Annotated in this window: 18 protein-coding genes; 12 read left to right on the top strand and 6 right to left on the bottom strand. The window is 60.4% G+C overall.

Annotated features, from left to right (window positions below; translation table 11 throughout):
* Positions 1-73: 73 nt before the first annotated feature.
* From bioB to htpX, 5 genes are all read left to right on the top strand, one after another.
* Entirely contained in the window at positions 74-1,162 is a 1,089-nt protein-coding gene (bioB, locus tag G5253_RS04405) for a biotin synthase BioB (protein ID WP_266134430.1), read from the top strand.
* A complete protein-coding gene (gene bioF, locus G5253_RS04410; RefSeq protein ID WP_266134429.1) occupies positions 1,159-2,355 on the top strand; it encodes an 8-amino-7-oxononanoate synthase in 1,197 nt (398 codons plus the stop codon). The genes bioB and bioF overlap by 4 nt, the downstream gene beginning before the upstream one ends.
* The gene (bioC, locus tag G5253_RS04415; protein WP_266134428.1) at positions 2,348-3,163 is read left to right on the top strand and encodes a malonyl-ACP O-methyltransferase BioC; all 816 of its coding nucleotides are present in this window, start codon (positions 2,348-2,350) and stop codon (positions 3,161-3,163) included. The genes bioF and bioC overlap by 8 nt, the downstream gene beginning before the upstream one ends.
* 60 nt (positions 3,164-3,223) lie before the next feature.
* Entirely contained in the window at positions 3,224-3,901 is a 678-nt protein-coding gene (gene bioD, locus G5253_RS04420; protein WP_266134427.1) for a dethiobiotin synthase, read from the top strand.
* A 110-nt stretch (positions 3,902-4,011) separates the two neighbouring features.
* Positions 4,012-4,884 (top strand): protease HtpX, encoded by an 873-nt coding sequence (gene htpX, locus G5253_RS04425; RefSeq protein ID WP_069527876.1) that lies wholly within the window; start codon positions 4,012-4,014, stop codon positions 4,882-4,884.
* 77 nt (positions 4,885-4,961) lie between these two features.
* Here the strand turns inward: htpX and G5253_RS04430 are convergent, their stop codons facing one another.
* Together G5253_RS04430 and G5253_RS04435 are read right to left on the bottom strand one after the other, a co-directional pair.
* On the bottom strand, positions 4,962-6,674 hold the full coding sequence (locus G5253_RS04430; protein WP_266134426.1) for a methyl-accepting chemotaxis protein: 1,713 nt from the start codon (positions 6,672-6,674) through the stop codon (positions 4,962-4,964).
* 224 nt (positions 6,675-6,898) lie between these two features.
* Positions 6,899-8,749: an MOSC N-terminal beta barrel domain-containing protein gene (locus G5253_RS04435; RefSeq protein ID WP_266134425.1), complete on the bottom strand. Its 1,851-nt coding sequence runs from the start codon at positions 8,747-8,749 to the stop codon at positions 6,899-6,901.
* A 77-nt stretch (positions 8,750-8,826) separates the two neighbouring features.
* Here G5253_RS04435 and G5253_RS04440 point away from each other — a divergent pair, with 77 nt between their 5' ends.
* The 6 genes from G5253_RS04440 (at position 8,827) to yciA (ending at position 17,547) form a co-directional block, all read left to right on the top strand.
* Complete coding sequence (locus G5253_RS04440) at positions 8,827-9,579, top strand: substrate-binding periplasmic protein (RefSeq protein WP_266134424.1); 753 nt, start codon at positions 8,827-8,829, stop codon at positions 9,577-9,579.
* 176 nt (positions 9,580-9,755) lie between these two features.
* Positions 9,756-11,402 carry an NAD(P)-binding protein gene (locus G5253_RS04445; protein WP_266134423.1) on the top strand — a complete coding sequence of 549 codons (1,647 nt, stop codon included), beginning with the start codon at positions 9,756-9,758 and terminating at the stop codon, positions 11,400-11,402.
* Positions 11,399-14,974, top strand: a complete 3,576-nt coding sequence (gene nifJ, locus G5253_RS04450) for a pyruvate:ferredoxin (flavodoxin) oxidoreductase (protein ID WP_266134422.1) — start codon at positions 11,399-11,401, stop codon at positions 14,972-14,974. The genes G5253_RS04445 and nifJ overlap by 4 nt, the downstream gene beginning before the upstream one ends.
* Before the next feature lie 237 nt (positions 14,975-15,211).
* Entirely contained in the window at positions 15,212-16,018 is an 807-nt protein-coding gene (locus tag G5253_RS04455; RefSeq protein WP_266134421.1) for a hypothetical protein, read from the top strand.
* A gap of 246 nt (positions 16,019-16,264) precedes the next feature.
* A complete protein-coding gene (locus G5253_RS04460; RefSeq protein ID WP_266134420.1) occupies positions 16,265-17,083 on the top strand; it encodes an SDR family oxidoreductase in 819 nt (272 codons plus the stop codon).
* A gap of 59 nt (positions 17,084-17,142) precedes the next feature.
* Positions 17,143-17,547, top strand: coding sequence for an acyl-CoA thioester hydrolase YciA (gene yciA / locus G5253_RS04465; protein ID WP_005337875.1), 405 nt, complete (start codon positions 17,143-17,145; stop codon positions 17,545-17,547).
* Here yciA and G5253_RS04470 read toward each other — a convergent pair whose 3' ends face one another.
* On the bottom strand, positions 17,548-17,772 hold the full coding sequence (locus G5253_RS04470; RefSeq protein ID WP_005337874.1) for a hypothetical protein: 225 nt from the start codon (positions 17,770-17,772) through the stop codon (positions 17,548-17,550).
* A 107-nt stretch (positions 17,773-17,879) separates the two neighbouring features.
* Between G5253_RS04470 and G5253_RS04475 the strand changes: the two genes are divergently transcribed.
* Positions 17,880-18,725 (top strand): endonuclease/exonuclease/phosphatase family protein, encoded by an 846-nt coding sequence (locus tag G5253_RS04475; RefSeq protein ID WP_005337873.1) that lies wholly within the window; start codon positions 17,880-17,882, stop codon positions 18,723-18,725.
* A gap of 123 nt (positions 18,726-18,848) precedes the next feature.
* Here G5253_RS04475 and G5253_RS04480 read toward each other — a convergent pair whose 3' ends face one another.
* The 3 genes from G5253_RS04480 to G5253_RS04490 form a co-directional block, all read right to left on the bottom strand.
* Positions 18,849-19,145 (bottom strand): GrxA family glutaredoxin, encoded by a 297-nt coding sequence (locus G5253_RS04480; protein WP_223849348.1) that lies wholly within the window; start codon positions 19,143-19,145, stop codon positions 18,849-18,851.
* Positions 19,146-19,239: 94 nt separating this feature from the next.
* Positions 19,240-20,679 carry a D-alanyl-D-alanine carboxypeptidase/D-alanyl-D-alanine endopeptidase gene (gene dacB, locus G5253_RS04485; RefSeq protein ID WP_266134419.1) on the bottom strand — a complete coding sequence of 480 codons (1,440 nt, stop codon included), beginning with the start codon at positions 20,677-20,679 and terminating at the stop codon, positions 19,240-19,242.
* Between the two features lie 112 nt (positions 20,680-20,791).
* The gene (locus G5253_RS04490) at positions 20,792-22,552 is read right to left on the bottom strand and encodes a DEAD/DEAH box helicase (protein WP_266134418.1); all 1,761 of its coding nucleotides are present in this window, start codon (positions 22,550-22,552) and stop codon (positions 20,792-20,794) included.
* Positions 22,553-22,667: the final 115 nt, after the last annotated feature.

Here is a 22,667-nt window from a genome sequence, read left to right on the forward strand (position 1 = left end):
GCGGCGGGTTTTGTAGCCGTCCATCCTAAGATGGCGGGCGCAGGATCCCACTAATAACAACCGGAAGCCATGCATGAATGCTCTCACCGCGGGCGGTCACGCCCTTCGTCACGACTGGACCCTGTCCGAGGTTCAGGATCTCTTTGCCCTGCCATTCAACGATCTGCTGTTTCAGGCCCAGACCGTCCACCGCGCCCACTTTGACCCGAATGAAGTGCAGGTGAGTACTTTGCTCTCCATCAAGACCGGCGCCTGCCCGGAAGATTGCAAATACTGCCCCCAGAGCGCCCGTTACCACACCGGTCTTGAGGCCGAGCGGCTGATGGAGGTGGAAAAGGTGCTGGAGCGGGCCCGCGAAGCTAAGGCCAACGGCTCGTCCCGCTTTTGCATGGGGGCCGCCTGGCGCAACCCCAAAGAGAAGGACATGCCCTACATCATCCGGATGATTGAGGAGGTGCGCGGGCTGGGGATGGAGACCTGCATGACCCTGGGGATGCTCACCGCCGATCAGGCGGCGCGTCTTGGCGCTGCGGGGCTTGATTACTACAACCACAACCTCGACACCTCGCCGGAGTTCTACGGCGAGATCATCTCCACCCGCACCTATCAGGATCGGCTCGATACCCTTGAGCATGTGCGCGGTGCCGGCATGAAGGTCTGCTCCGGCGGTATCGTCGGCATGGGCGAGCAGGCGAAAGATCGGGCGGGCCTCTTGATGGCGCTGGCCAACCTGCCCCGTCACCCGGAGAGCGTGCCCATCAACATGCTGGTCAAGGTGAAGGGGACGCCGCTGGAGGATCAGGAGAACCTCGATCCGTTCGAATTTATCCGCACCATCGCGGTGGCGCGGATCATGATGCCCGCCTCCCATGTGCGCCTCTCTGCCGGGCGGGAGAAGATGAATGAGCAGATGCAGGCCATGTGCTTTATGGCGGGGGCCAACTCCATTTTCTACGGCTGCAAACTGCTGACCACCCCCAACCCGGACGAAAACAGCGACATGCAGCTGTTCAAGCGGCTCGGCATTCGTCCCGCCCAGCGGGCCCAGAAGCCGGATCAGGTTCAAGAAGAGGAGCTGCTGGCCGAGGTGAGTCGCCAGAGCGAGCCTGCCGAGATGTTTTATGACGCCACCCGCCCCCGTGCAGGGGCCGCCCGGTCATGAAGGGCCCTGCAGTAACGGGCCCCTTTGGGTTGAGCACGGCGCTGGCCGAGCGCGAGCAGGCGGGTCTGCTGCGCAACCGCATCGCGACCGACGGGGCGAGTGGCGGGCAGCTCAGGGTCGCGGGGCGCGACTACCTCAACTTTTCCGCCAACGACTATCTGGGACTGGCGGATCACGGCGCCATCAAGGCCGCCTTCAACGCGGGGATTGAGCGTTATGGCACGGGCTCCGGCGCCTCGCCGCTGGTGACCGGTTACAGCCGTGCCCACCAACAGCTTGAGGAGACCCTGGCCGAGTGGCTCGGGGTGGAGGCGGTGCTGCTGTTCAACTGCGGTTTTTCGGCCAATCAGGCGGTGCTCAAAGCGCTGCTCGGCAAGGAGCATCTGCTGTGGCAGGACAAACTCAACCACGCCTCTTTGCAGGAGATGGGCAGTCAGCTCCCCTGTAAGATGAAGCGCTTTGCCCACAACGATATGGCTGCCCTTGAACGGCAGCTTGAGCCAAATCGCGGATTGATTGTCTCGGAAGGGGTGTTCAGCATGGACGGGGATCAGGCCCCCTGGGGTGAGCTCGCAACCCTCGCCGCCCGGAGCGGCAACTGGCTGATGATCGACGATGCCCATGGTCTCGGCGTGATGGGGCCCGAGGGGAGCGGCACTCTGGCGGCGCAGGAGGTAGATCCGGCCAGCGTACACATCCAGATGGGCACTTTTGGCAAGGCGCTTGGTGTGGCTGGCGCTTTTGTCGGCGGCAGCCGCGAGCTGGTGGAGTATCTGGTCAACTTCGCCCGCCACTATGTCTACAGCACCCATATGCCGGCGGCGCAGGCTTGTGCAGTCAGCAAGAGCATCGAGCTGGTGCGTGCCGCCGATGAGGCCCGCTCCCATCTTGGTAAGCTCATCGCCCGCTTCCGGCAAGGGGCACAGGCGTTGGGTTGGCAACTCGGTGCGAGCGATACCCCCATCCAGCCGCTGCTGGTGGGGGAGAGCAGTGTTGCCCTGCAACTGGCAGAACGGCTGCGGGAGTGCGGCGTCTGGGTGAGCGCCATCCGCCCGCCTACTGTGCCAGTCGGTACGGCGCGGTTGCGCATTACCCTGAGCGCGGCTCATCGCGATCAGGATGTGGATCGCCTGCTCGATGCCTTGGGGGTCTGCCCTGCAGTTACAACGCTTGGGGAGGCTCACTATGGCTGAGCGTTTTCAAACGGTCGACAAGGCGCAGCTTGCTCGCCGTTTCGGCGCCGCCGCTCGTCATTACGATGCCCATGCCCGCTTTCAGCAGGAGGTGGGTCAGGCGTTGCTGGAATGGATGCCGAGCAGGCCGGTTGGCACTGATCTGACGGTGAGCGGGCTGGATCTGGGCTGCGGTACCGGCTTTTTCTTGCCCCAACTGGCGAACCGTTGTCATCAGCTGGTGGGACTGGATCTCGCCCCCGGCATGCTGGCGCAGGCCGCCTTGCGTGACAGCGGTGCTCGCCTGCTCTGTGGCGATGCGGAGCAGCTTCCTTTCGCCGATAACACATTCGACTGGGTTTTCTCCAGTCTGGCGTTGCAGTGGTGCGAGCGTCCGGCCCAGGCTTTTGGCGAGCTGCTGCGGGTGGTCAAACCGGGCGGCCAGATCTTTTTCTCGACCCTGCTCGATGAGTCGCTCTGGCAGTTGCGAGCCGCCTGGCAGCAGCTTGATGGTCGCGCCCATGTCAATCGCTTCCTCAGCCTGCCACAATTGGAGCAGGCGCTGGCTAGCGCAGGGGTATCTGCTCCCGAGCTGCGCTGTATCACCTGGGATCTCGCCTATCTTGAATTGCCGCAGCTGTTGCGCGATCTCAAGGGGATCGGGGCCAATCAGGTCAACGACAATCAAGGGGGCGCCGCCCCGGCCGGTCTGAGCGGTCGCGCCAGATTGCAGCAGCTGGCTCAGGCATATGAAGCATTTCGCCAGCCCGATGGCAGGTTGGTCGCCAGTTATCGGGTGTGTCTCGGTCGCCTCAGCAAGCCTCGCTGAGCGCCGGGAATTGCAGTGTGTGCAGGGCAGTGAGCCACTCCCTGCCAAGGAGAGAACCATATGAAATCATTCTTTATCACCGGCACAGATACCGATGCGGGCAAGACGCTGGTGGCACGCACTCTGCTGCGCGAATTCAGCGCACAGGGGATCCGCTGTGCCGGCTACAAGCCTATCTCGGCAGGGTGTGCCCGAACACCCGATGGATTGCGCAACCTCGACGCTGTTCTGTTGCAGGAGGCGGCGAGTGTTCAGCTGCCTTATGAGGTGGTCAATCCCTTTGCCTATGAGCCGCCGATTGCGCCCCATATCGCTGCCAGCGAGGCGCGCCAGCCCATTACCATGCAGGGGCTGAGCGAGGGGCTGCGCAAGATTGAACAGGCAGGGGCCGAGCTTGCAGTAGTGGAAGGGGCGGGGGGCTGGTATCTGCCGCTGGATCGCAAGCATCTGCTGTCGGATTGGGTGAAGCAGGAGAACATGCCGGTGATTTTGGTGGTGGGGGCCAAACTGGGCTGTCTCAACCATGCACTGCTCACCTTTGCTGCCATTCGCAACGATCGGTTGCCAGTGGCGGGATGGGTTATTAATCGCCTTCACAGTGCCATGAGCCACTATCAGGAAAATCTGGACACCCTGAGGGGGATGTTACCGGCCCCGTTTCTGGGGGAAATTCCCTTTGCAAACAATCCATTTGAGGCTGATTTGCAGGGGCGGCTTGATATCTCTCCGCTCTTGTGACGTCACATTCAGCGAACATTCATCGAGTCTCCCTAAAATTCATCTATAACATGGAGATAGGGAGGTCGAGTGATCTCTCTCCGTGTCTTTAATTCTCACAAGGAGTCTATATGAAGCGAATTATGCTATTCCTGGTGACCAACCTGGCCGTCATGCTGGTGCTGGGGGTGGTACTCAATATCCTGTTCTCGGTTCTGGGGATCAACAAGTCCAGCATTTCCGGGCTGTTGATGTTCTGTGCCGTGTTCGGTTTTGGGGGTTCCTTTATCTCCTTGCTGATGTCCAAGTGGATGGCCAAGCGCAGCTATGGCGTCCAGGTCATCGAGCAACCTCGTAACGAGACCGAGCACTGGCTGGTGAGCACTGTTGCCCGTCAGGCCCGCGAAGCGGGTATCAAGATGCCGGAAGTTGGGATCTACGACTCTCCCGAGATGAACGCCTTTGCGACCGGCGCCCGCCGAGATGATTCGCTGGTGGCGGTCTCCTCCGGCCTGCTCTACAGCATGAGCCGTGACGAGGCGGAAGCGGTACTGGCCCACGAGGTGAGCCACGTTGCCAACGGCGACATGGTGACCCTGACCCTGATCCAGGGGGTGGTGAACACCTTCGTGATGTTCTTCGCCCGCATCGTGGCTGGCGTCATCAGCAACTTCTTCAGTTCCAACAACGAGGAAGAGAGCAGCAGCACCGGTGGTTTTGCCTACATGATCACCGTGTTTGTGCTGGAGATGTTGTTCGGCATTCTGGCCTCCATCATCGTCATGTGGTTCAGCCGTCAGCGCGAGTTCCGTGCCGATGCCGGTGCCGCCAAGCTGGCCGGTCGCGACAAGATGATTGCCGCCCTTGAGCGCCTCTCCCGCGGTGCCGAGCCGCAGCTGGAAGGCTCCATGATGGCCTTTGGCATCAACGGCAAGCGCTCCATGAGCGAACTGTTCATGAGCCACCCGCCCATTGAGCAGCGTATCGCCGCCCTGCGTGGTTGATAGATACTGAATGACAGGGGATAACCCCGAATAAAAAACGGCTGCCTTGGGGCAGCCGTTTTGTTTTGCAGCCTTCTTTAAAGCTTGAAGTGCCCCATCTCCTGGCGCAGCACCCGTGACAGCTGCTTGAGCTTGGCTGCCTCTTGGGACACGTGGCGGGCGGCATCCCCCGATTGTTCCGAGAGGGAGGTGATGTTGCCGACGGTAGAGACCACCTCGTTGGCGGCGGTGGACTGCTCGCGCAGGGTGTGGCTGATCTCTCCCATCAGACCGGTGAGATTGGAGGCGTGGCTCTGGATGCTGGCGATTGCCTGCCCGGTCTGGTTGGCCAGTGTGACCCCGCGGGAGACGTTGTTGACCGTGTTCTCCATGCTGCGGATAGAGGCATCCGCCCCGCTCTGGATCTTGCTGATCATCCCTGTGATCTGCTGGGTCGAGGCCGCCGAGCGGCTGGCCAGATTGCGTACTTCGTCGGCCACCACCGCAAAGCCACGTCCCTGCTCACCGGCCCGCGCCGCCTCGATAGCCGCGTTGAGGGCCAGCAGGTTGGTCTGATCGGCGATGCCGCGGATAACGCCGATGATCTCCGAGATCTGCTGGGTATGGCTGTTGAGTTCTGCGATGGTGCTGGCTGCTTCACCGACCGTGGTGGAGATATTCTCGATGCTGCCAAGCGTCTCCTTGATGACCCCGGAGCCCTCCTCCAGCGTGTCGGCTGAGACCTTGCTGAGCTCGTCTGCATGGCTGGCATTGTCGGAGAGGTGGCTGATGCTCACCACCAGCTCTTCGATGGCGGCGGCCATGGTCTGGGTACTGGTTTGCTGATCGGTGGCGAACTGGGCGGTCTGCTCCGCTATCTGGGCGATGCTGTCGGCCGAATTGGACAACTCCTCGGTGGAGTGGGAGACCTTGCCGATGATCCCCTTGAGGGTGCTCTGTGTGGTGCCAAGCAGGCCGATAAGACTCTCTTTCGAGCCTTGGGGCACCTTGATGGGGCGGGAGAAATCCCCTTCCGCCAGCAGATGGAGATCGGTCTTGAGCTGTTCGACCGAGGTGCCCACCAGATCGAGCAGGGAGCGATAGGTGCGCCAGAGGAAGAACATCAATACCAGGCCCAGAGCGATAAAAAGGTAGCGCAGCATGTCGGTATTGGCGGTGGCACTCTCGACCGCCTCCTGGTTGCGCCCCTCCATCATCACGTAGAAATCGTCGATGGGTGACATGATGCGACCCTTGTTCTGGTGATAGGCCTTGTCATGCATCATGGCGATGGCCTTCTGCTGGTTGGCGGCCAGATCACCGTCCGTCTGCTGCACCAGTTTGAAGGCAGCTACCTCGGTGTTGACCAGTGCATCCGAGTTGTTCTTGGCCTCGTTGAGCTTGGCGAGTTCAGCATCGGTGAAACCGGCATCCTTCATCAGATCGATCAGGCCGCGGCGAACATTGCTGTCGGGGCGAGGATTCTGGCCGTTGGCCGCGACAAAATCCCAATAGATACGGTTGTAGCCATCCGGTCTCGGCTGTTCGCCGTTGCGAATGGCCAGTATCCGCATGTACTGCTGCTCGTAGGCTGGATCCTTGGTGATGACGTAGGTGCGACCGAGTCGGGTCAGGTCATCGGAGGATTGGCGCAGCTCGTCGGCCAGCAGGTAGGAGAGATATTGTTGTCGATAACTCTCTTCCAGTTGTTTACCCGCCCAGCTGTAGGCGAAAAACACCAGTGACAGCAGGATCAGGGTGATCACGGAGAGCAAGAGGTTGAGTTGAAAGGCGGGTTTGTTCTGTTCCATGGTTTGAGCGTCCTTATTCTCACCGGGTAACCCCCTTGGTCAGACGGCAAAGGCCGCTACGTCGGAGGGGTTTTGTTGTTATTGCTGTGAGTATAGAAGTCATCGTCGGCATGGTTGCGCAGGCGGGGCGAGAAAGAGACGAGAATGGAGGAACCGCGGGTCGACAGGGGGGAAAAGGTCGGCCAGGATCGGGGCCCAGCCAGCCTTTTCGTGGCTCGATCACCTTATTTGATGACGATGTCTGTGAGCGGTACGGCGCAGCAGGTGAGGATTTTGCCCTCTGCCCGCTCGGCGGCACTGATGGCGGGGGCGCCGGGGTGATCCACCTCGCCCGAGATCAGCGTCTGTTTGCAACTGCCGCAGATCCCGGCGCGGCAGCTCCAGGGCAGCTCTACGCCTTGCTTGTTGGCCTGATCCAGCACAGTGCCCTGATTGTTGCCGGTAAAGGCTTGGGCGCCGATACGCAGTTGTACCGCCTGATGGGGGCGGGCCACCGAGAGAATGGCGCCGCCAAAACTCTCCTGTTTGATCCGTGCGGCCGGAACGCCGAGGGCCGCAACTTTGGCGGCAGCATCGGCCATAAAACCGTGGGGGCCGCAGATAAAGACCTCTTTTTCGGCCAACCCTTTGACCAGTCGCAGATGCTCATCATTGAGTCGCCCTTGCAGCCCCTGCCAGTGATTGTCCGGCTGGCTCAGGATAATGGTGAGGGTCATGCCCTGCTGCGCCATGGCGTACAGTTCGCTGGCGGCGGGAATGTCCGCTTCACTGCGGCACAGGTGCATAAAGTGAACCTCTTCCAGCTCCCCGCGTAGCGCCAGGGTGCGGGCTATCGCCAGCATGGGGGTGACGCCGGAGCCTGCGGAGAGCAACAGGAGGTTGCGCTCGGACCCTAAGTGAAATTCGCCAGCGGGGTTGGCGGCCAGCAGCCGATCACCCACCTGCAACTGCTGGTGCAGCCAGTGGGAGATGCGACCCCCCTCCACCTTTTTGACGCTGATGCTGTAACGCTCCGGGTGATCCGGCGTAGAGCTCAGGGTATAGCGGCGCTGGATCCGCTCGTTTTTGATATCGAGACTGATGGGCAGATGCTGGCCCGGCAGGTAGTCGGGCAGGGGCTCGCCATCGGCTGCTTCGAACCAGAAGGTCTCCAGATCCCGCGCCAGCGGTTCGCGGGCCACGCAGACCAGCTCCCGCTTCTTCGGTGCGGCGGCGGGATAGACCACCGGACGGGTGCGTTCCAGTACCTCGATCTCGCTGCCTGCCTCAATCCAGCCCTCGTTCAGGGCGATCAGGTTCTGGCCGAAGTAGACCTCGCCATCCTCGCCACGGCGGTAGCGGGTGAGGGTGGCCAGCGGCTCTTTCAGTGCGTTGAAACGATCGGTGCCCGCTTCCACCGTGGTCATGATGCAGCGGCTGCAGGGCTTGACCACCTTGAATTCCACTTCGCCGATGCGGATACGCACCCAGCTGTCCTCCTCGAAGGGCTGGGTATTGCTTGCCACCAGATTGGTGCGGAACTGGCTCATCTGGTGCAGCGCATCGGAGCGCAGATTGAGATCCTCAAGGGAGGCCTGGCTTATCAGCAGCAGCGGATAACCGTCGGCAAAGCTGACCCGGGTGCCGGTCTTTTCGCGAAAACGATCCGAGGTTTCACCCAGCCAGAGCAGTTGCACCGTCTCCCCTGCCACCCGGCTTAGCCACCCATCAGCTTTGGGGTCGGTGTGCAGGGCGGTGAAACGGTCGCTCCAGACTCCGGTAGCTTGCGGGGCGCGGCTGAAGTCGACCTCTTGCAGGGTGAGGGGTTCAAAGCCCGGATAGCGCAGTTGCAAGCCCCCTTCGATGGGGGTGGCCACGACCTGTTGCAGCTGGGGATGGGTACGGGCTGTGATAAAGGTACCGTCCGGTTTGACCACCATGTAGCGGCGATCCCCTGCCAGTCCCTCTTCGGTCACCCGGGCGCGAGCCAGCGGCATACCTGCAGTCGATTTGATGGTGTAGAGGTGAATGCTGTCTAGCCTGGGCATCTTCATATCCTTGTGACGCGGCGCGATCGCCTGGAAAAAGGGGAACATAACGGTTCCCCGGCGATCCGGCAATCCTTTCAAGGGGGCGGTCTATAGTTGGGAAAACAGAACAAGAGGGCATCGGGATGAAAATAAGCTGGTTGCTGGCGGGGAGCCTTTTTTGCCACGGGCTCTGGGCGCAGGAGCTGACCTTGACCACGGGAGAGTATCCCCCTTACTGCTCCGAGACGCTGAAATATCAGGGGCTTATCCCTCATGTGGTAAGCGAGGCATTCAAGAGTGAAGGGGTGAGCGTCAAGTTCCAGTTTTTGCCCTGGAAGCGGGCCTTTCGCTTGTCGGAGGAGGGAGTGGTGGATGGCACAGTCCACTGGTATGAGTCGAGCGAGCGGCGCAAAACCCATATCTACAGCGATCCCATCCTGAGCGAGACCTACGTCTGGTTCTATCTCAAGTCAGATCCGCTGGAATGGCGTGGCTATCAGGATCTGGCGGATCGCAAGTTGGCTGCGGTCAGTGGCTATACCTACAATGCAGATTTTTTTGCAGCCATCGCGCAGGTGCCGCTGCAGGTGCAGTTCGTCACCCGGCTGCGCCAGAGTTTCGATCTGCTGCTCTCCGGCCGCGCCGACCTGACCCTGGAGAACATAGATGTCGGCTACTACTCCCTGCGTCAGTTCTACCCGGCCAGCACGGTCGATCTCTTTGCAACCCATTCAAAACCCGTGATGAAAGTTGAAGGTCACCTGTTGATCAGCCGCAAGCGTGCCAACGCTGACGAATTGATCAAAACCTTCAATCGGGGGCTCGCCAAACTGAAAGCCAGCGGTCAGCTGGAGAAGATGTTACTTGAGTCACGTTCTGGTCTCTATGAACCATAAAGTGCAACATTTTTTGATCCTGATTCGCTAATCAGTACAAAAAAGCGGCCATTATCGACTTAGTTCCCAGTTTCTAACGCTTTCGCTTCTTCCCCATCCGGCCACCGTCCGCTTCGGCTACACGGTATCAAGCGCCATCGGGTGGGGCCTGTCACACAAAAAGAAGAAAGCAATGTATGAGCAAACAACTGGACATGACCCCATTGCCGGATCTCTCCCTGAAAACGGGAACAGGCCCGGTGCGTACCCGGCTACCCGTTTGGCGGCCGGCCCTGCCACCCTGCAATCACGCCTGCCCGGCCGGAGAAAATATCCAGGCCTGGCTCTCTTTGGCGCAGGCCGGCCGTTTTGAGGCGGCTTGGCAGACCCTGATCGAAGAGAACCCCTTGCCCGCCATTCATGGCCGGGTCTGCTATCACCCCTGCGAGAGCGCCTGCAACCGCGGTCAGGTGGATGAATCCGTCTCTATCCATGCCATCGAGCGTTTCCTCGGCGACGAGGCGCTGGCCCGCGGCTGGCTGCCTGCGCCACCTGCCCCTGCCAGCGGCAAGAAGGTGCTGGTAATTGGCGCTGGCCCCTCCGGTCTCTCCTGCGCCTGGCACCTCAACCGGCTCGGCCATCAGGTGGAGATCCGCGAAGCGGGGCCACTGGCGGGCGGCATGCTGCGTTTCGGCATTCCCGCCTACCGTCTGCCCCGCGACGTGCTGGATCGGGAGGTGGCCCGCATCGTGGCGGCCGGAGTGACCCTGACCCTCAACCACAAGGTGGAGGATGTGCTGCGCGAGCGCGACGAGGGGGGCTTTGATGCCGTCTTTATGGCCATCGGCGCCCATCTTGCCAAGCGGGTCGATATTCCGGCCCGGGAAGCGGGCAAGATCCTCGATGCGGTGAGTTTCCTCGAGCAGGCCAGTCTTGCCGAAGAGAAAGGACTGCCACCGCCAAAACTGGGACGGCGGGTTGCCATCTACGGCGGCGGCAACACCGCCATGGATGCGGCCCGTACCGCTCGTCGCCTCGGGGTGGAAGAGGCGATGATCATCTACCGCCGCGACCGGGACCATATGCCGGCCCACGCCTTTGAAGCCGATGAGGCCGAGGAGGAGGGGATCAAGATCAACTGGCTGCGCAGCATCCGCCAGCTCGACAACACCAATATCGAGGTGGAGGTGATGGCGCTGGATGCAGAGGGCAAGCCGGTACCCACCGGCAAGTTTGAAACCCTCGAAGCGGATTCCCTTATTCTGGCGCTCGGTCAGGAGGTCGACCTCTCGGTGCTGGAGAGCATCCCCGGCGTGCGGGTCAACAAGGAGGGGGTGGTGCAGGTGGCGGGCAATCTGATGACAGATGTCGCCGGGCTGTTTGCCGGCGGCGATATGGTGCCCTCCGAGCGCACTGTTACCATCGCCACCGGTCATGGCAAGAAGGCGGCGCGCCACATGGATGCCTGGCTGCGTGGTCGCCACTATCAGAAGATGCTCTCCTACCCGCTGGTGGGGCCGGAGCAGTTGCAGCTCTGGTTCCAGACCCACGCGCCCGCCAGCAATCAGCCGGTCAAACCGGCGTGGGCGCGGGACGACTTTGGCGAGATCATCGGTGGGCTGGATGAGGTGGCCGCCCGTTACGAGGCGGCGCGTTGCTACTCCTGCGGCAACTGCTTCGAGTGCGACGGCTGCTACGGCAGCTGCCCCGAGCAGGCCATCGAGAAGCTGGGGCCGGGCAAGGGCTATCAGGTGGATGCCGAGCGCTGCACCGGCTGCGGCGCCTGCCACGACCAGTGTCCTTGTCACGCCATCGAGTTGCGCCAACCACAGGAGTCCCAATGAAACATGAACTGATCATGGTCGACGGCAACGAAGCCGCGGCCCGGGTGGCGTACCAGCTGAGTGAAGTGTGTGCCATCTATCCCATTACCCCGAGCTCGACCATGGCCGAACTGGCCGACGCCTGGGCGGCGGAGGGGCAGACCAACCTGTGGGGCAACATTCCCACTGTGGTGGAGATGCAGAGTGAAGGGGGGGCGGCCGGTACGGTACACGGCGCCCTGCAGGCGGGGGCGCTCGCCACCACCTTCACCGCCAGTCAGGGACTGATGCTGATGCTGCCCAACATGTACAAGATCGCCGGTGAATTGACCTCGGCGGTGTTCCATGTGGCGGCCAGATCGCTCGCGGCGCAGGGGCTGTCGATTTTTGGCGACCATCAGGACGTGATGGCGGCGCGCAGCACCGGCTTTGCCATGCTTGCCTCCGGCTCGGTGCAGGAGGCGCAGGACTTGGCCTTGGTTGCCCACAGCGTCACCCTGCAGTGCCGGGTGCCTTTCATCCACTTCTTCGACGGCTTTCGCACCTCCCACGAGGTGAACAAGATCACCGCCCTGCATCGGGATGAAATTCGCGCCCTTATCGACAACGACTGGGTGCGCGCCCACCGCGCGCGGGCCCTCAACCCGGATCATCCGGTGATGCGTGGCACCGCCCAGAACCCGGATACCTATTTCCAGTCCCGCGAGAGCGTCAACCCCTTCTACGAAGCGGTGCCGGCACGGGTGCAGCAATGCATGGACAATCTCGGCGAGCTGACCGGCCGCCACTACCGCCTGGTGGAGTACCACGGCGCGCCTGATGCCACCGATGTGATCGTGCTGATGGGCTCGGGGGCGGCTACCGCCCGCACCACAGTGGATTGGCTCAACCAACAGGATCGCAAGACCGGGGTACTGGTCATTCGCCTCTATCGCCCCTTCCCGGTACAGGCGCTGCTCGATGCGCTGCCGCAGAGCGTGCGGCGCATGGCGGTGCTGGATCGCACCAAGGAGCCGGGCGCCGGTGGCGAGCCGCTGCTGCTGGATGTGCAGAGCGCGCTGATCGATGGCTTGCAGCGCGGCCTTATCAAGCGGCTGCCGTGGCTCAGTGGCGGTCGCTACGGCCTCTCTTCCAAAGAGTTCACCCCCGCCATGTGCGCGGCGGTGTTCGAGGAGCTGGCATCCGATGCGCCGCGTCCGCGCTTTACCGTGGGGATAGTGGACGACGTGTCGGGCCTCAGTCTGGCCTGGCACCCCATCGGTGATCTGGAGCCTGCCAGCCGGGTGCGGGCGCTCTTCTTCGGCCTCGGTGCCGACGGCACTGTGGGCGCCAACAAGAACAGCATCAAGATCATCGGCGAGCTGGAGGGGTTCCACGCCCAGGGTTACTTCGTCTACGACTCCAAGAAGTCGGGCTCGCGTACCGTCTCCCACCTGCGCTTTGGCCCCGAGCCCATCGATGCCCCCTGGCTTATCGAGCAGGCGAGCTTTATCGGCTGCCACCAGTGGTGCTTTGTCGAATCGGTCGATCTGCTGGAGCACGCCGCCGAGGGGGCGACCCTGCTGCTTAACGCCCCCTATGAGGCTGACAAGGTGTGGGGCCAGCTGCCCGAGCGGCTGCGTGCCCGTATTCGCGCCCTCAATATCCAGCTCTACTGCATCGATGGGGATCGGGTGGCCGAGCAAAACGGTATGGGCAATCGCATCAACACCATTATGCAGACCTGTTTCTTCGCGCTAGCCGGAGTGTTGCCACGGGACGAAGCCATTGCGCTGATTAAGGAGAGCATCGAGAAGAGCTATGCCCGCAAGGGGCCAGAGGTGGTGGCGCGCAACTTCGCGGCGGTGGACGACACCCTGGCTCACTTGAGCAAGGTGGTCATTCCGGCCGGTGAGGAGCAGATCAGCGACTATCCGCTGCCGTTGGCACCGGGTGGCAGCGAGTTTGTCCAGCGGGTCACTGGCGAGATGCTGGCGGGGCGTGGCGATCTGATCCCCGTCTCCATGTTGCCGGTGGATGGCACTTACCCCACCGCCACCAGCCGCTTCGAGAAGCGGGATATCGCCCGCGAGATCCCGATCTGGCACTCCGATATCTGCATCCAGTGTGGCAACTGCGTCTTTGTCTGCCCCCACGCGGCGCTGCGGGCCAAGTTCTACCATCAGGACTGGCTGGCGACCGCCCCCGAGGCAGCGCAGTCGGTGCCCGTCACCGCCAAGGGTTTCCCCGACAGCCGCTACACCTTGCAGCTCTATCCGGAGGATTGCACCGGTTGTGGCCAGTGCGTGCAGGCTTGTCCGGTGCGGGCAGGAGCGGATGAGAGCCATGAAGGCGAGCGCGCCATCGCCATGATGGACAAGGCGCCCCATCTGGCTGGTCAGAAACAGGCGCTGCGCTGGTTCGAAAGCCTGCCGTGGCCTGCCCGCGAGCGGGTGGACTTCTCCACGGTGCGCGGCACTCAGTTCCTCGAACCCCTGTTCGAGTTCTCCGGTGCCTGCGCCGGCTGTGGCGAGACCCCTTATCTCAAGCTGTTGACCCAGCTGTTTGGCGATCGCATGCTGGTGGCCAACGCCACCGGTTGCTCCTCCATCTACGGCGGCAACTTGCCGACTACCCCGTGGGCCAAGAACGGCGAAGGGAAGGGGCCCGCTTGGTCCAACTCCCTGTTCGAGGACAACGCCGAGTTTGGCTTTGGTTTTCGTCTCACCGCCGATCAGCATCACGGTCAGGCGGTGGCGGCCCTCGAAGCGATGAAGGGGGAGCTGGGCGCCGAGCTGGTCGATACCCTGATTAGCGCGCCGCAGCGGCTGGAGTCGGAGATCCGCGCCCAGCGCAACCGGGTCGCGCAAGTGCGGGAGCGGCTGGAAGAGGTGAAATCCGGCAAGGCCCGCGAGCTGCTGTCACTCATCGATCAGCTGGTGCGCCGCTCGGTCTGGATTATCGGCGGCGATGGCTGGGCCTATGACATCGGCTCGGCGGGGCTCGATCATGTGCTCGCCTCCGGCCGCGATGTGAACGTGCTGGTGATGGATACCGAGGTCTACTCCAACACCGGCGGTCAGATGTCGAAATCGACCCCGCTCGGTGCCGTCGCCAAGTTTGCGGCGGGGGGCAAGACGCTGGCCAAGAAGGATGTAGCCTTGCAGGCCATCTCCTACGGCAATGTCTATGTTGCCCGTATCGCCTTTGGTGCCAACCCGCAGCAGGCGCTGCAGGCCTTGCGTGAGGCGGAGGCCTATCCGGGCCCGTCGCTTATCATCGCCTACAGCCACTGCATCGCCCACGGTATCGATATGGAGTTTGGCCTGACCCAGCAAAAACGCGCCGTGGCCTCCGGTCACTGGCCGCTGATGCGCTACAACCCGGTACTGCGACAAGCGGGGCAGAACCCCTTCAGCCTCGACAGTCTGCGCCCCTCCATTCCCCTTGCTGAATACCGGCAGGAGGAGACCCGTTATCGGGTGCTGGCCCAGAGCCATCCACAGGAGGCCGAGCGGCTGATGCAGGTGGCGCAAAAAGTGGCGTGGCAAAAGTGGGCCACTTACGAGGAGATGGCCACCCGCGAAGCCAGCCACTTTCATCCGCCGGTGTGAGGATAAGGTGAGTGAAATATAAACAAGCGGGCCATTGGCCCGCTTTTTGTCTCGGGAGGCTATTGGATGTCACTCCTCACTATCTGATAGCAACAACAGGCGTTGTGTTGGTGAAATCAAAAATGATGTGTTGATATGTTAGAGGAAGCTGGGCAGGATATATGCAGAAAAAACAGACCATTACATTAATTCTTTAACTTAAAACCGGAAAGCTTAACATTATCACGCAAGGTAAAAATGGAACATTTATTAGAAGATAAGAATATATCGTTGGCACATGACGTGATATTACCCAATGGGCAGTTGGCTGAAGGGGGAAGTAAGATTACGATTCTATCCTCTCAAGGTTGCTTTAATGGCTACAATATGCGAGTTCCACCTCCAGAGTTTGAAGCTCTTATGTTTTTCAATTCTCTTAATGCGGCTGTAAAAGCAGAAATATTAAAGAAGGGTATTAAAGTACAAAAATCAAATTTTGACAAAATGCCTGAAGTGGACTCTTCGGGAAAAAATATGAAATTATTTTTCGCAATGTGTCAGCAAGCAATGGCTGCTATCACATTTTCAATCGGAGCTATAGAGTCATGGGTTAACAAGTCATTTATTTTATACGGAACAGAAAATGGCAAGGTTTCACAACTGAAACTAGAGCGACCTGGCAAGCCGGATAGAATTATTGCAGCTGACAAAATTGCATCTGATCCATCAATACCTATTAGGCCAAAAATTTTCCAACTCGCTCCACAGATCTTCAATGTCCAGCCTCTTAAAACTCATAGCACTTTAAGAAATGCTGTTGCCGATATTGTAGATGAGAGAAATATTGTAATGCATATGCAATCTAGCTTGTCCATAAATAATATGGAGTTAGATAGGGTTAGTTATGCCGTAAAACTATACAAGATTAGTGCTTTAAATGGGCCGGAGCAGGTTTTAAAATACTTGAACTATATCTATCAAAATTCGGCAATATCTTCACCGTCTTGGTTGGAAATTGCAAGCAATGAATTAAAGGTGGTTAGGGAAAAGCTTAAGTCATTATAACGAAATATCACAATTGCCCTTAGATAACTTAGCAGTTTTTATTGTTAGGTGACTTTGATGGAATGATAGACCTGTAAATGTATTTTTTGTCGGTTCTATTTTATTTTACGTTGTGTGTTTTTACATTGCAGTTTCATTCTCAGAGGTACCATATATTCCGTCAGTATTTCGTACCTATTGTGTTTTTCTTTTTATGTAACGGCAGGTAAGCTGCGGGGCAAATAGCGTCAAGCAGGAGAAGGGACGATGACAGAACAACATATCGCCGGGACGATCGGCATTCTGGGGGCGGGTTGGCTCGGGCTGCCGCTGGCGCGGGCCATGCTGGCGGCAGGCAAGCAGGTCGCTGTCACGGTCAGTAGCGCCGAGAAGGCAGCCCGTCTGCAGGGGGAGGGGATCGATGCCTATCCGCTGACGATTTCTGCCCATATGTCGGATGCGTGGCCCATCCCCTGCGAATCGTTGGTTATCTGCGTACCGCCCAGCAAGACCGATGACTATCCGCAGGCGGTGGCAAGGGCCTGCGCGTTGGCCAAAGCGAGCGGCACCCGGCGGGTGCTGTTTGTCAGCGCCACCTCAGTGTGGGGTGCAGGGCAGCAGGAGGGGGAAGAACCCCAACCCCGCCATGCCCGTGGCGAGCGGATGCTGGCGGCGGAACAGGCGGTGCTGGCAGCCGGCTTCGAGACGGTGATGATAGTGCGCCCCTCCGGCCTTTATGGCCCGGATCGCCATCCCGGCCGTTTCCTCGCGGGCAAGACCCTGGATGGCGGCGCCCAGTCGGTCAATCTGGTCCATCTGGACGATGTGGTGGCGGCCTGCATCTTGCTGCTTGAGCGGGGCAAGGACGGGGATGTTTTCAACCTGAGCGCGCCTGTGCATCCGCGTCGCGAGCAGTTTTACCCCTTTGCGGCGCGCCAGCAGGGGCTGCCCGCGCCGGTCTTTATCGAGCCTGCCGGTGAATTTCAGCCCATCGACGGTCAGCTGATTTGCCAGCAGATGGGATTCAACTATCGCTGGCCCGATCCGGCCCACTGGTTTGCCGAGCTCGCCGCCTCGGGCAATTGAGGTTTGCCAAGGGGGTGATCGCCCCCTATCATGCCGCCATCCATGAGAGAGAGGCGGTAATGATGGTAGATACAAAACGTCACCCCGATGGGGAGTTGTTGCTGAGAACCCTGGCAATGCCAGCCGATACCAACCCCAATGGCGACATCTTTGGTGGCTGGATCATGTCCCAGATGGATATAGGTGGGGGCATTATGGCCAAGGAGCTGGCAAAAGGACGTATTTGTACCGTATCCGTCGAAGGCATGACCTTCCACAGTCCGGTCAAGGTGGGCGATGTGGTCTGCTGCTACGGCCGCTGCATGAAGATCGGCCGCAGCTCCATGAAGCTCAAGCTGGAGGTGTGGGTCAAGCCGGTACTGCGGGAAAACGATGCCCAGCGTTACTGCGTGACCGAGGGGATCTTCACCTATGTCGCCATCGACGAGCAGGGCAAATCCCGCCCGGTTCCGGTGAGTGCCTGATTAAATCAGCCGGGCATTGATGATGGATATTTCCTGCTCAAGCCCGGTTTTTTGCCGTATCATGCGTTCCAGCATCTCTTCCGAGCCCACATATTGCAGGGTGTCAAACAGGCAGAGATCGCATTGAGGGTCCCGTCTTATCTGATAGACGGTGGCCAGCTCCACTTGATGACAATTTCCTTGTTGATCATAAAACGTCACGTTGTACCGAAGTTCTTTCGCCATGAGACAAGGTCCTTCTGGTTGGGTGGAACAGGGACTATCAGCTTAGTCGGCGTGGATGACGTTTGTGATGGTCGCAACAAAAAGCAAAGGCGGGCGGTTGTTAGCCAATGAAAAATAGTTATCGCATTCTTGGCACCTCCCTGCTGACCCTGGGGTTGGTAGGCTGTTTTGAGGTGCCGGATCAGAACCATCTGGTCACAGCTCAAGGGATTGTGCCGGGACTCGACTGCCAGCGTCCGCCGCTGGTAGCGTTGGCGACCACGGCGCTGCCTCGTGAATTCGGGGTGACGGTGTGGAATCTCTACAAGGGCCAGCGCAAAAACTGGCGCGAAGGGATGGACAGTTATGCCAAGGGGCAGGATCTGGTGCTGCTGCAAGAGTCGGCCACCCGTCCCGATATGCTCGACTGGCTGCGCGCCGGTGATTTCCAGTGGCAACAGCTGCAAGCCTTCACCCAGGGCGGCGTGTCGTTCGGGGTAATGACGGTGGCCAAGACCCCGCAGGCGTTCGTCTGTGGCGTGCGCTCCCCCGAGCCTTTGCTGCGCATCCCCAAATCCGGGCTGGTGAGCCTCTATCCGCTGCAGGGCGATCCTGACGGCGTTATGGTCATCAATATCCATGCGGTCAATTTCGAGCTGGGGATGGCTACCTTCCGCGAGCAGCTCAACGATCTGACTGCGCTGGTGCGCCGCCATCAGGGGCCGGTGATCCTGGCCGGTGATTTCAACACCTGGAGCGACAAGCGCCAGTTCTGGCTGAATAAATTGGTGGACGAGCTGGGTCTGCAAGAGGCCGTGCCGGTGCCTGACTTGCGCCGAACCGCCTTCGGTCGCCCGCTGGATCACCTCTACTACCGCAATCTGGATTTGGTCGAGGTGAGCTCACCGGCGACCGACAGTTCGGATCACAACCCCATCATTGCGCGCTTTGCCGCCCAGTCTGTGACTCCCTGACCCCAGTCTGTGACTTCCTGACAAGGGATGGTGCGAGTTCCGCTAATAAAAAATCCGGCGCCTGATGGCGCCGGATTTTTTATACGTTCTGGCGGTCAACCCGCTCGGGATGACCCGCAGGCATTACTGGTAGAGACCCAGATTCGCTTTGGCGTAGGCTTCGAAATCGGTGCAGCCGCCGATGTGCTGCTCATCCAGGAAGATCTGCGGCACGGTATTGACCGGCTTGCCGGCGCTCTTGGCCAGATCTTCTTTGGTGATCCCTTCGGCATGGATATCCACGTAGCGGAATTTGAAGTCATCGCGCTGTTCGGTCAGCTGCTCGGCGATCTGTACGGCACGGACACAGTAGGGGCAACCCGGGCGACCAAAAATCACTGCAAACATATTTTCTCTCCGTTTTTTAAGCCGTTTATGTATGGCCGTTGATATGAGGCAGGCAACAGCATAGCCCTGCCTCGTGGCGACTTGAAGCCGAAATTATCGATACCGTGATTCGAGTGGGCCTATTGGCTCAGCTCTCATCGGCGATCTGGATCGGCTGCTGCTGATAGATGCTCTCCAGCACCCCCTTCTCGAATACAGTCCAGGGCCACGGCGCCTTGCTGGCACGGTAGCGCTCATGGGTGGCCGGATCTTGGGACAGGCCGCGCTGGAACATCACGAACGCCTTGCGCTGGCCGCCCGCAGTGTCGATAAAGCCCACCAGATTGGAGGTGCCGGTGATGGTGCCGGTCTTGGCGTGGACCTTGTTCTTCATCATGGGGGCGGTGACACTGCGGCGCCACGCCAGGGTGCCATCTACCTGAGAGCTCGGCAGCAGCTTGATCAGGCCAAGCTCGGCATCATTTTTCTGGATGAAGTTCAGCACCGACATCATCTGACGGGCGCTGATGAGATTGTGAGCGGAGAGACCGGAGCCGTCAGCCAGAGTGGCGTTGCCCAGATCGATACCGTTCTTGGTCAGAATGGCGCGCACCGCCATGGTGCCGCTGCGATAGCTGCCCGGCTTGTTGTAGTAGTGACGGCCCACGGTTTTGAGGAAGGTATCGGCGTAGAGGTTGTCCGATTTCTTCAGCATCTTGGCGAGCATCACCGGCAGGGAGACCGAGTAGTGGGTGCCCAGCGTCTCTGCCCCTTCAGGGGCCTTGTGGGTGACCCGCAGCAGGCCATCATGCTTGATACCGGCCCGGTTCATCGCCCAGCGGATATTGTCCCAGCCCCAGGCTTCCACGTCGTGGATGGCGAAACGCAGCCCCTGCGGCTCTTTATTCGGGGTGATGCAGCCCTTGAGCTCGTAGAAGTTGCCCTTGGCCATGTCCACTTCCAGCGCGCAGAACTGGCGCGCCATGTCGCCATAGCTCATCACCTCCACGTTGTCGGCCCCGACCCCGATGGGGACGCCGGTGGCCACATTGCCCACAGCTGGTTTGCCGATCTGGGTGGCGGTGATGGTGGCGTAGGCGCAGTTCTTGTCGATGATGACCGAGGAGACAGGTGCTGCGAAGCAGAGGGTCTGATCTCCCCACGACCAGCCGTTGCCGCGCTCGTAGCCGTTGTAGGCGCCGGTGTTGACGTAGACATTGCCCTTGATGCTGGTGACGCCGAGCTGTTTGAACAGGGCGAGCAGATCCATGCGGGAGAGGGTGGGGTCGCCGACGAAGTTAATCCAGATATCGCCGTTGATGGTGTCACCCTGTTTGGCGCCCGGCTGGGACTGAATATCGGTGGCGAAGCGGAAATCGGCACCCAGCTCGAGGCGGGCCGCCAGCGCGGTGAGCACCTTCATGGTGGAGGCGGGGGCGATCATCTGATCCGCATGGCGGGCGAACTCGACGCCGTTATTGCCCTGCACCATGATGGCGTACTGGCCACCCTGAGGGGGCGTCAGCGGGGCGGCATGAGCCGCCAGAGAAGAAAAGAGAGCACAAAAACCAATCAACAGCCGCTGCATAACATCCTCTAACGTGACGAAGGGCCCGGCAGTGGTGCCGACCCTGATAATTCAACCCGCCGATGCGGGATCGACGGGATAACGCAATTCATGCCATGTATGCCGGTCGCCATCATGTCATCGAGTTGGCGGTACGATAGCGACCCTCATAATCAAAAATTTTCTCTTTTATCTGCCAGAAGCGACCCGATTTGCGGGCGATGACAAAATCGGGATGACGGAACTGGCTTTGCGCGGCCAGCACGCTCGCCAGGGTGGCAAATTCGGGCTCCAGCCCCGGGGCGGGCCAATGATGACGCACAAAGTGCTGTTGAAACAAGCGCCGTGCGCCCGGGGAGTGAAATCCGAAGTATTCACTGAGGGTCAATCCATCCTCATCGTGGTAGGTCACCTCCAGCCGCTCCCCCTGTTTGCCGCGCCCTGCTGTGAGGGTTAGCCCCGCACAGCGGATCACCATACAATCCTTGAGATTGAGCGCCTCTTTGAGCTTGTCGTCAGGGTCCACCAGCAGCTGATCGCAGCTCTGGCAGCGGCGGGCGGCGATGTCGTTCTCCGCGCCACAGCCGGGGCAGATCTTGGCGCGAAAGCGGTAGTCGCACTCTTCACGGTTGCCCTCGTCATCTTCAAACAGCCCCTGACAGCGGCGTCCGTAGTGCTCGATCACCTTGCCATCCTCGTCGGTCTTGCCCCAGAAGGTGTTGGCAAAACCGCAGGCGGGGCAGGGTACTTGTACCGGCTCGGTACCGGCGTGGGGGCGAGGCTCCCCCACTTCGGGGGCGAACAGGTTGAAGTTGTTGCCCGCATAGTCGAGCACCAGACAATCGCTCTTGCCCGGCGAGAGGCGCAGGCCCCGCCCCACGATCTGCTGGTAGAGGGAGACCGACTCAGTGGGCCTGAGCATCACGATAAGATCGACATGGGGGGCGTCGAAGCCGGTGGTGAGTACCGCCACGTTGACCAGAAACTTGAGCTCCCGCGCCTTGAAGGCGCTGATGAGGGCATCGCGCTCCGGCCCCGGCGTCTCGCCGGTGATAAGGGCTGCCTGCTGGCCTCGGGCGCCCAGCAGACCGTGAATTTCGCGGGCATGCTCGACGGTGGCGGCGAAGATCATCACCCCCTGCCGGTCGGCGGCATACTCCAGCACCTGACTCAGGATATGGGGGGTGACCCGCTGCTGGCGCTTGAGCTCTCCGTTGAGATCTGCCTCGCTAAAGAGGCCGTTCTCCCTCGCCACCAGCTTGCTGAAGTCGTAGTGGACTATGGGGGCATCCACCATGCGCGGCGGCGTCAGGTAGCCGTTTTTCACCATAAAACGCAAGGGCAGCTCGAACACGCAGTCGCCAAACAGCCGCTCGCCGTGGCTCTTGACCATGCCGTGGTAGTGGCGCCGGTAGATCCAGCCCAGCCCGAGCCGATAGGGGGTGGCGGTGAGGCCGAGGATCTTGAGGGCGGGATTGGCGGCCTTGAGGTGGCCTAACACCTGATGGTACTGGCTGTCGTCATCGAGCGAGACCCGATGGCACTCATCGATGATCAGCAGCGAAAACGCCCCGTCGAAGGCCGCCAGATTGCGGGCGACCGACTGCACCGAGCCGAACACCACCTGGGCGCTCGCCTCCTTGCGATCCAGGCCGGCAGCGAAAATATCGGCCTTGAGCCCCCACGCCTCGTATTTAGCGTGGTTCTGCTCCACCAGCTCCTTGACGTGGGCCAGCACCAGCACCCGACCGCGCGCTTTGCGGGCCAGCTCGGCGATCACCAGACTCTTGCCGGCCCCGGTGGGCAGCACCACCACGGCGGGATCCGGGTGTTTGCGAAAGTGGCTGATAACGGCGTTGACGGCGTCGGTCTGATAGGGTCTGAGAACGAACATGCAGGCTTGGGTATGTCGATGTGGGGTGGTGCAAGATGGCGCCATTATAGGGTGCTTGCCGTCACAAAAACAGCGGGCCGGCATGATGCCGGCCCGCAGGGTGCTTGGGTGCTGA

The sequence above is a fragment of the Aeromonas sp. 602658 genome, from assembly GCF_049173005.1.
Classification (GTDB): Bacteria; Pseudomonadota; Gammaproteobacteria; order Enterobacterales; family Aeromonadaceae; genus Aeromonas; species Aeromonas veronii_A.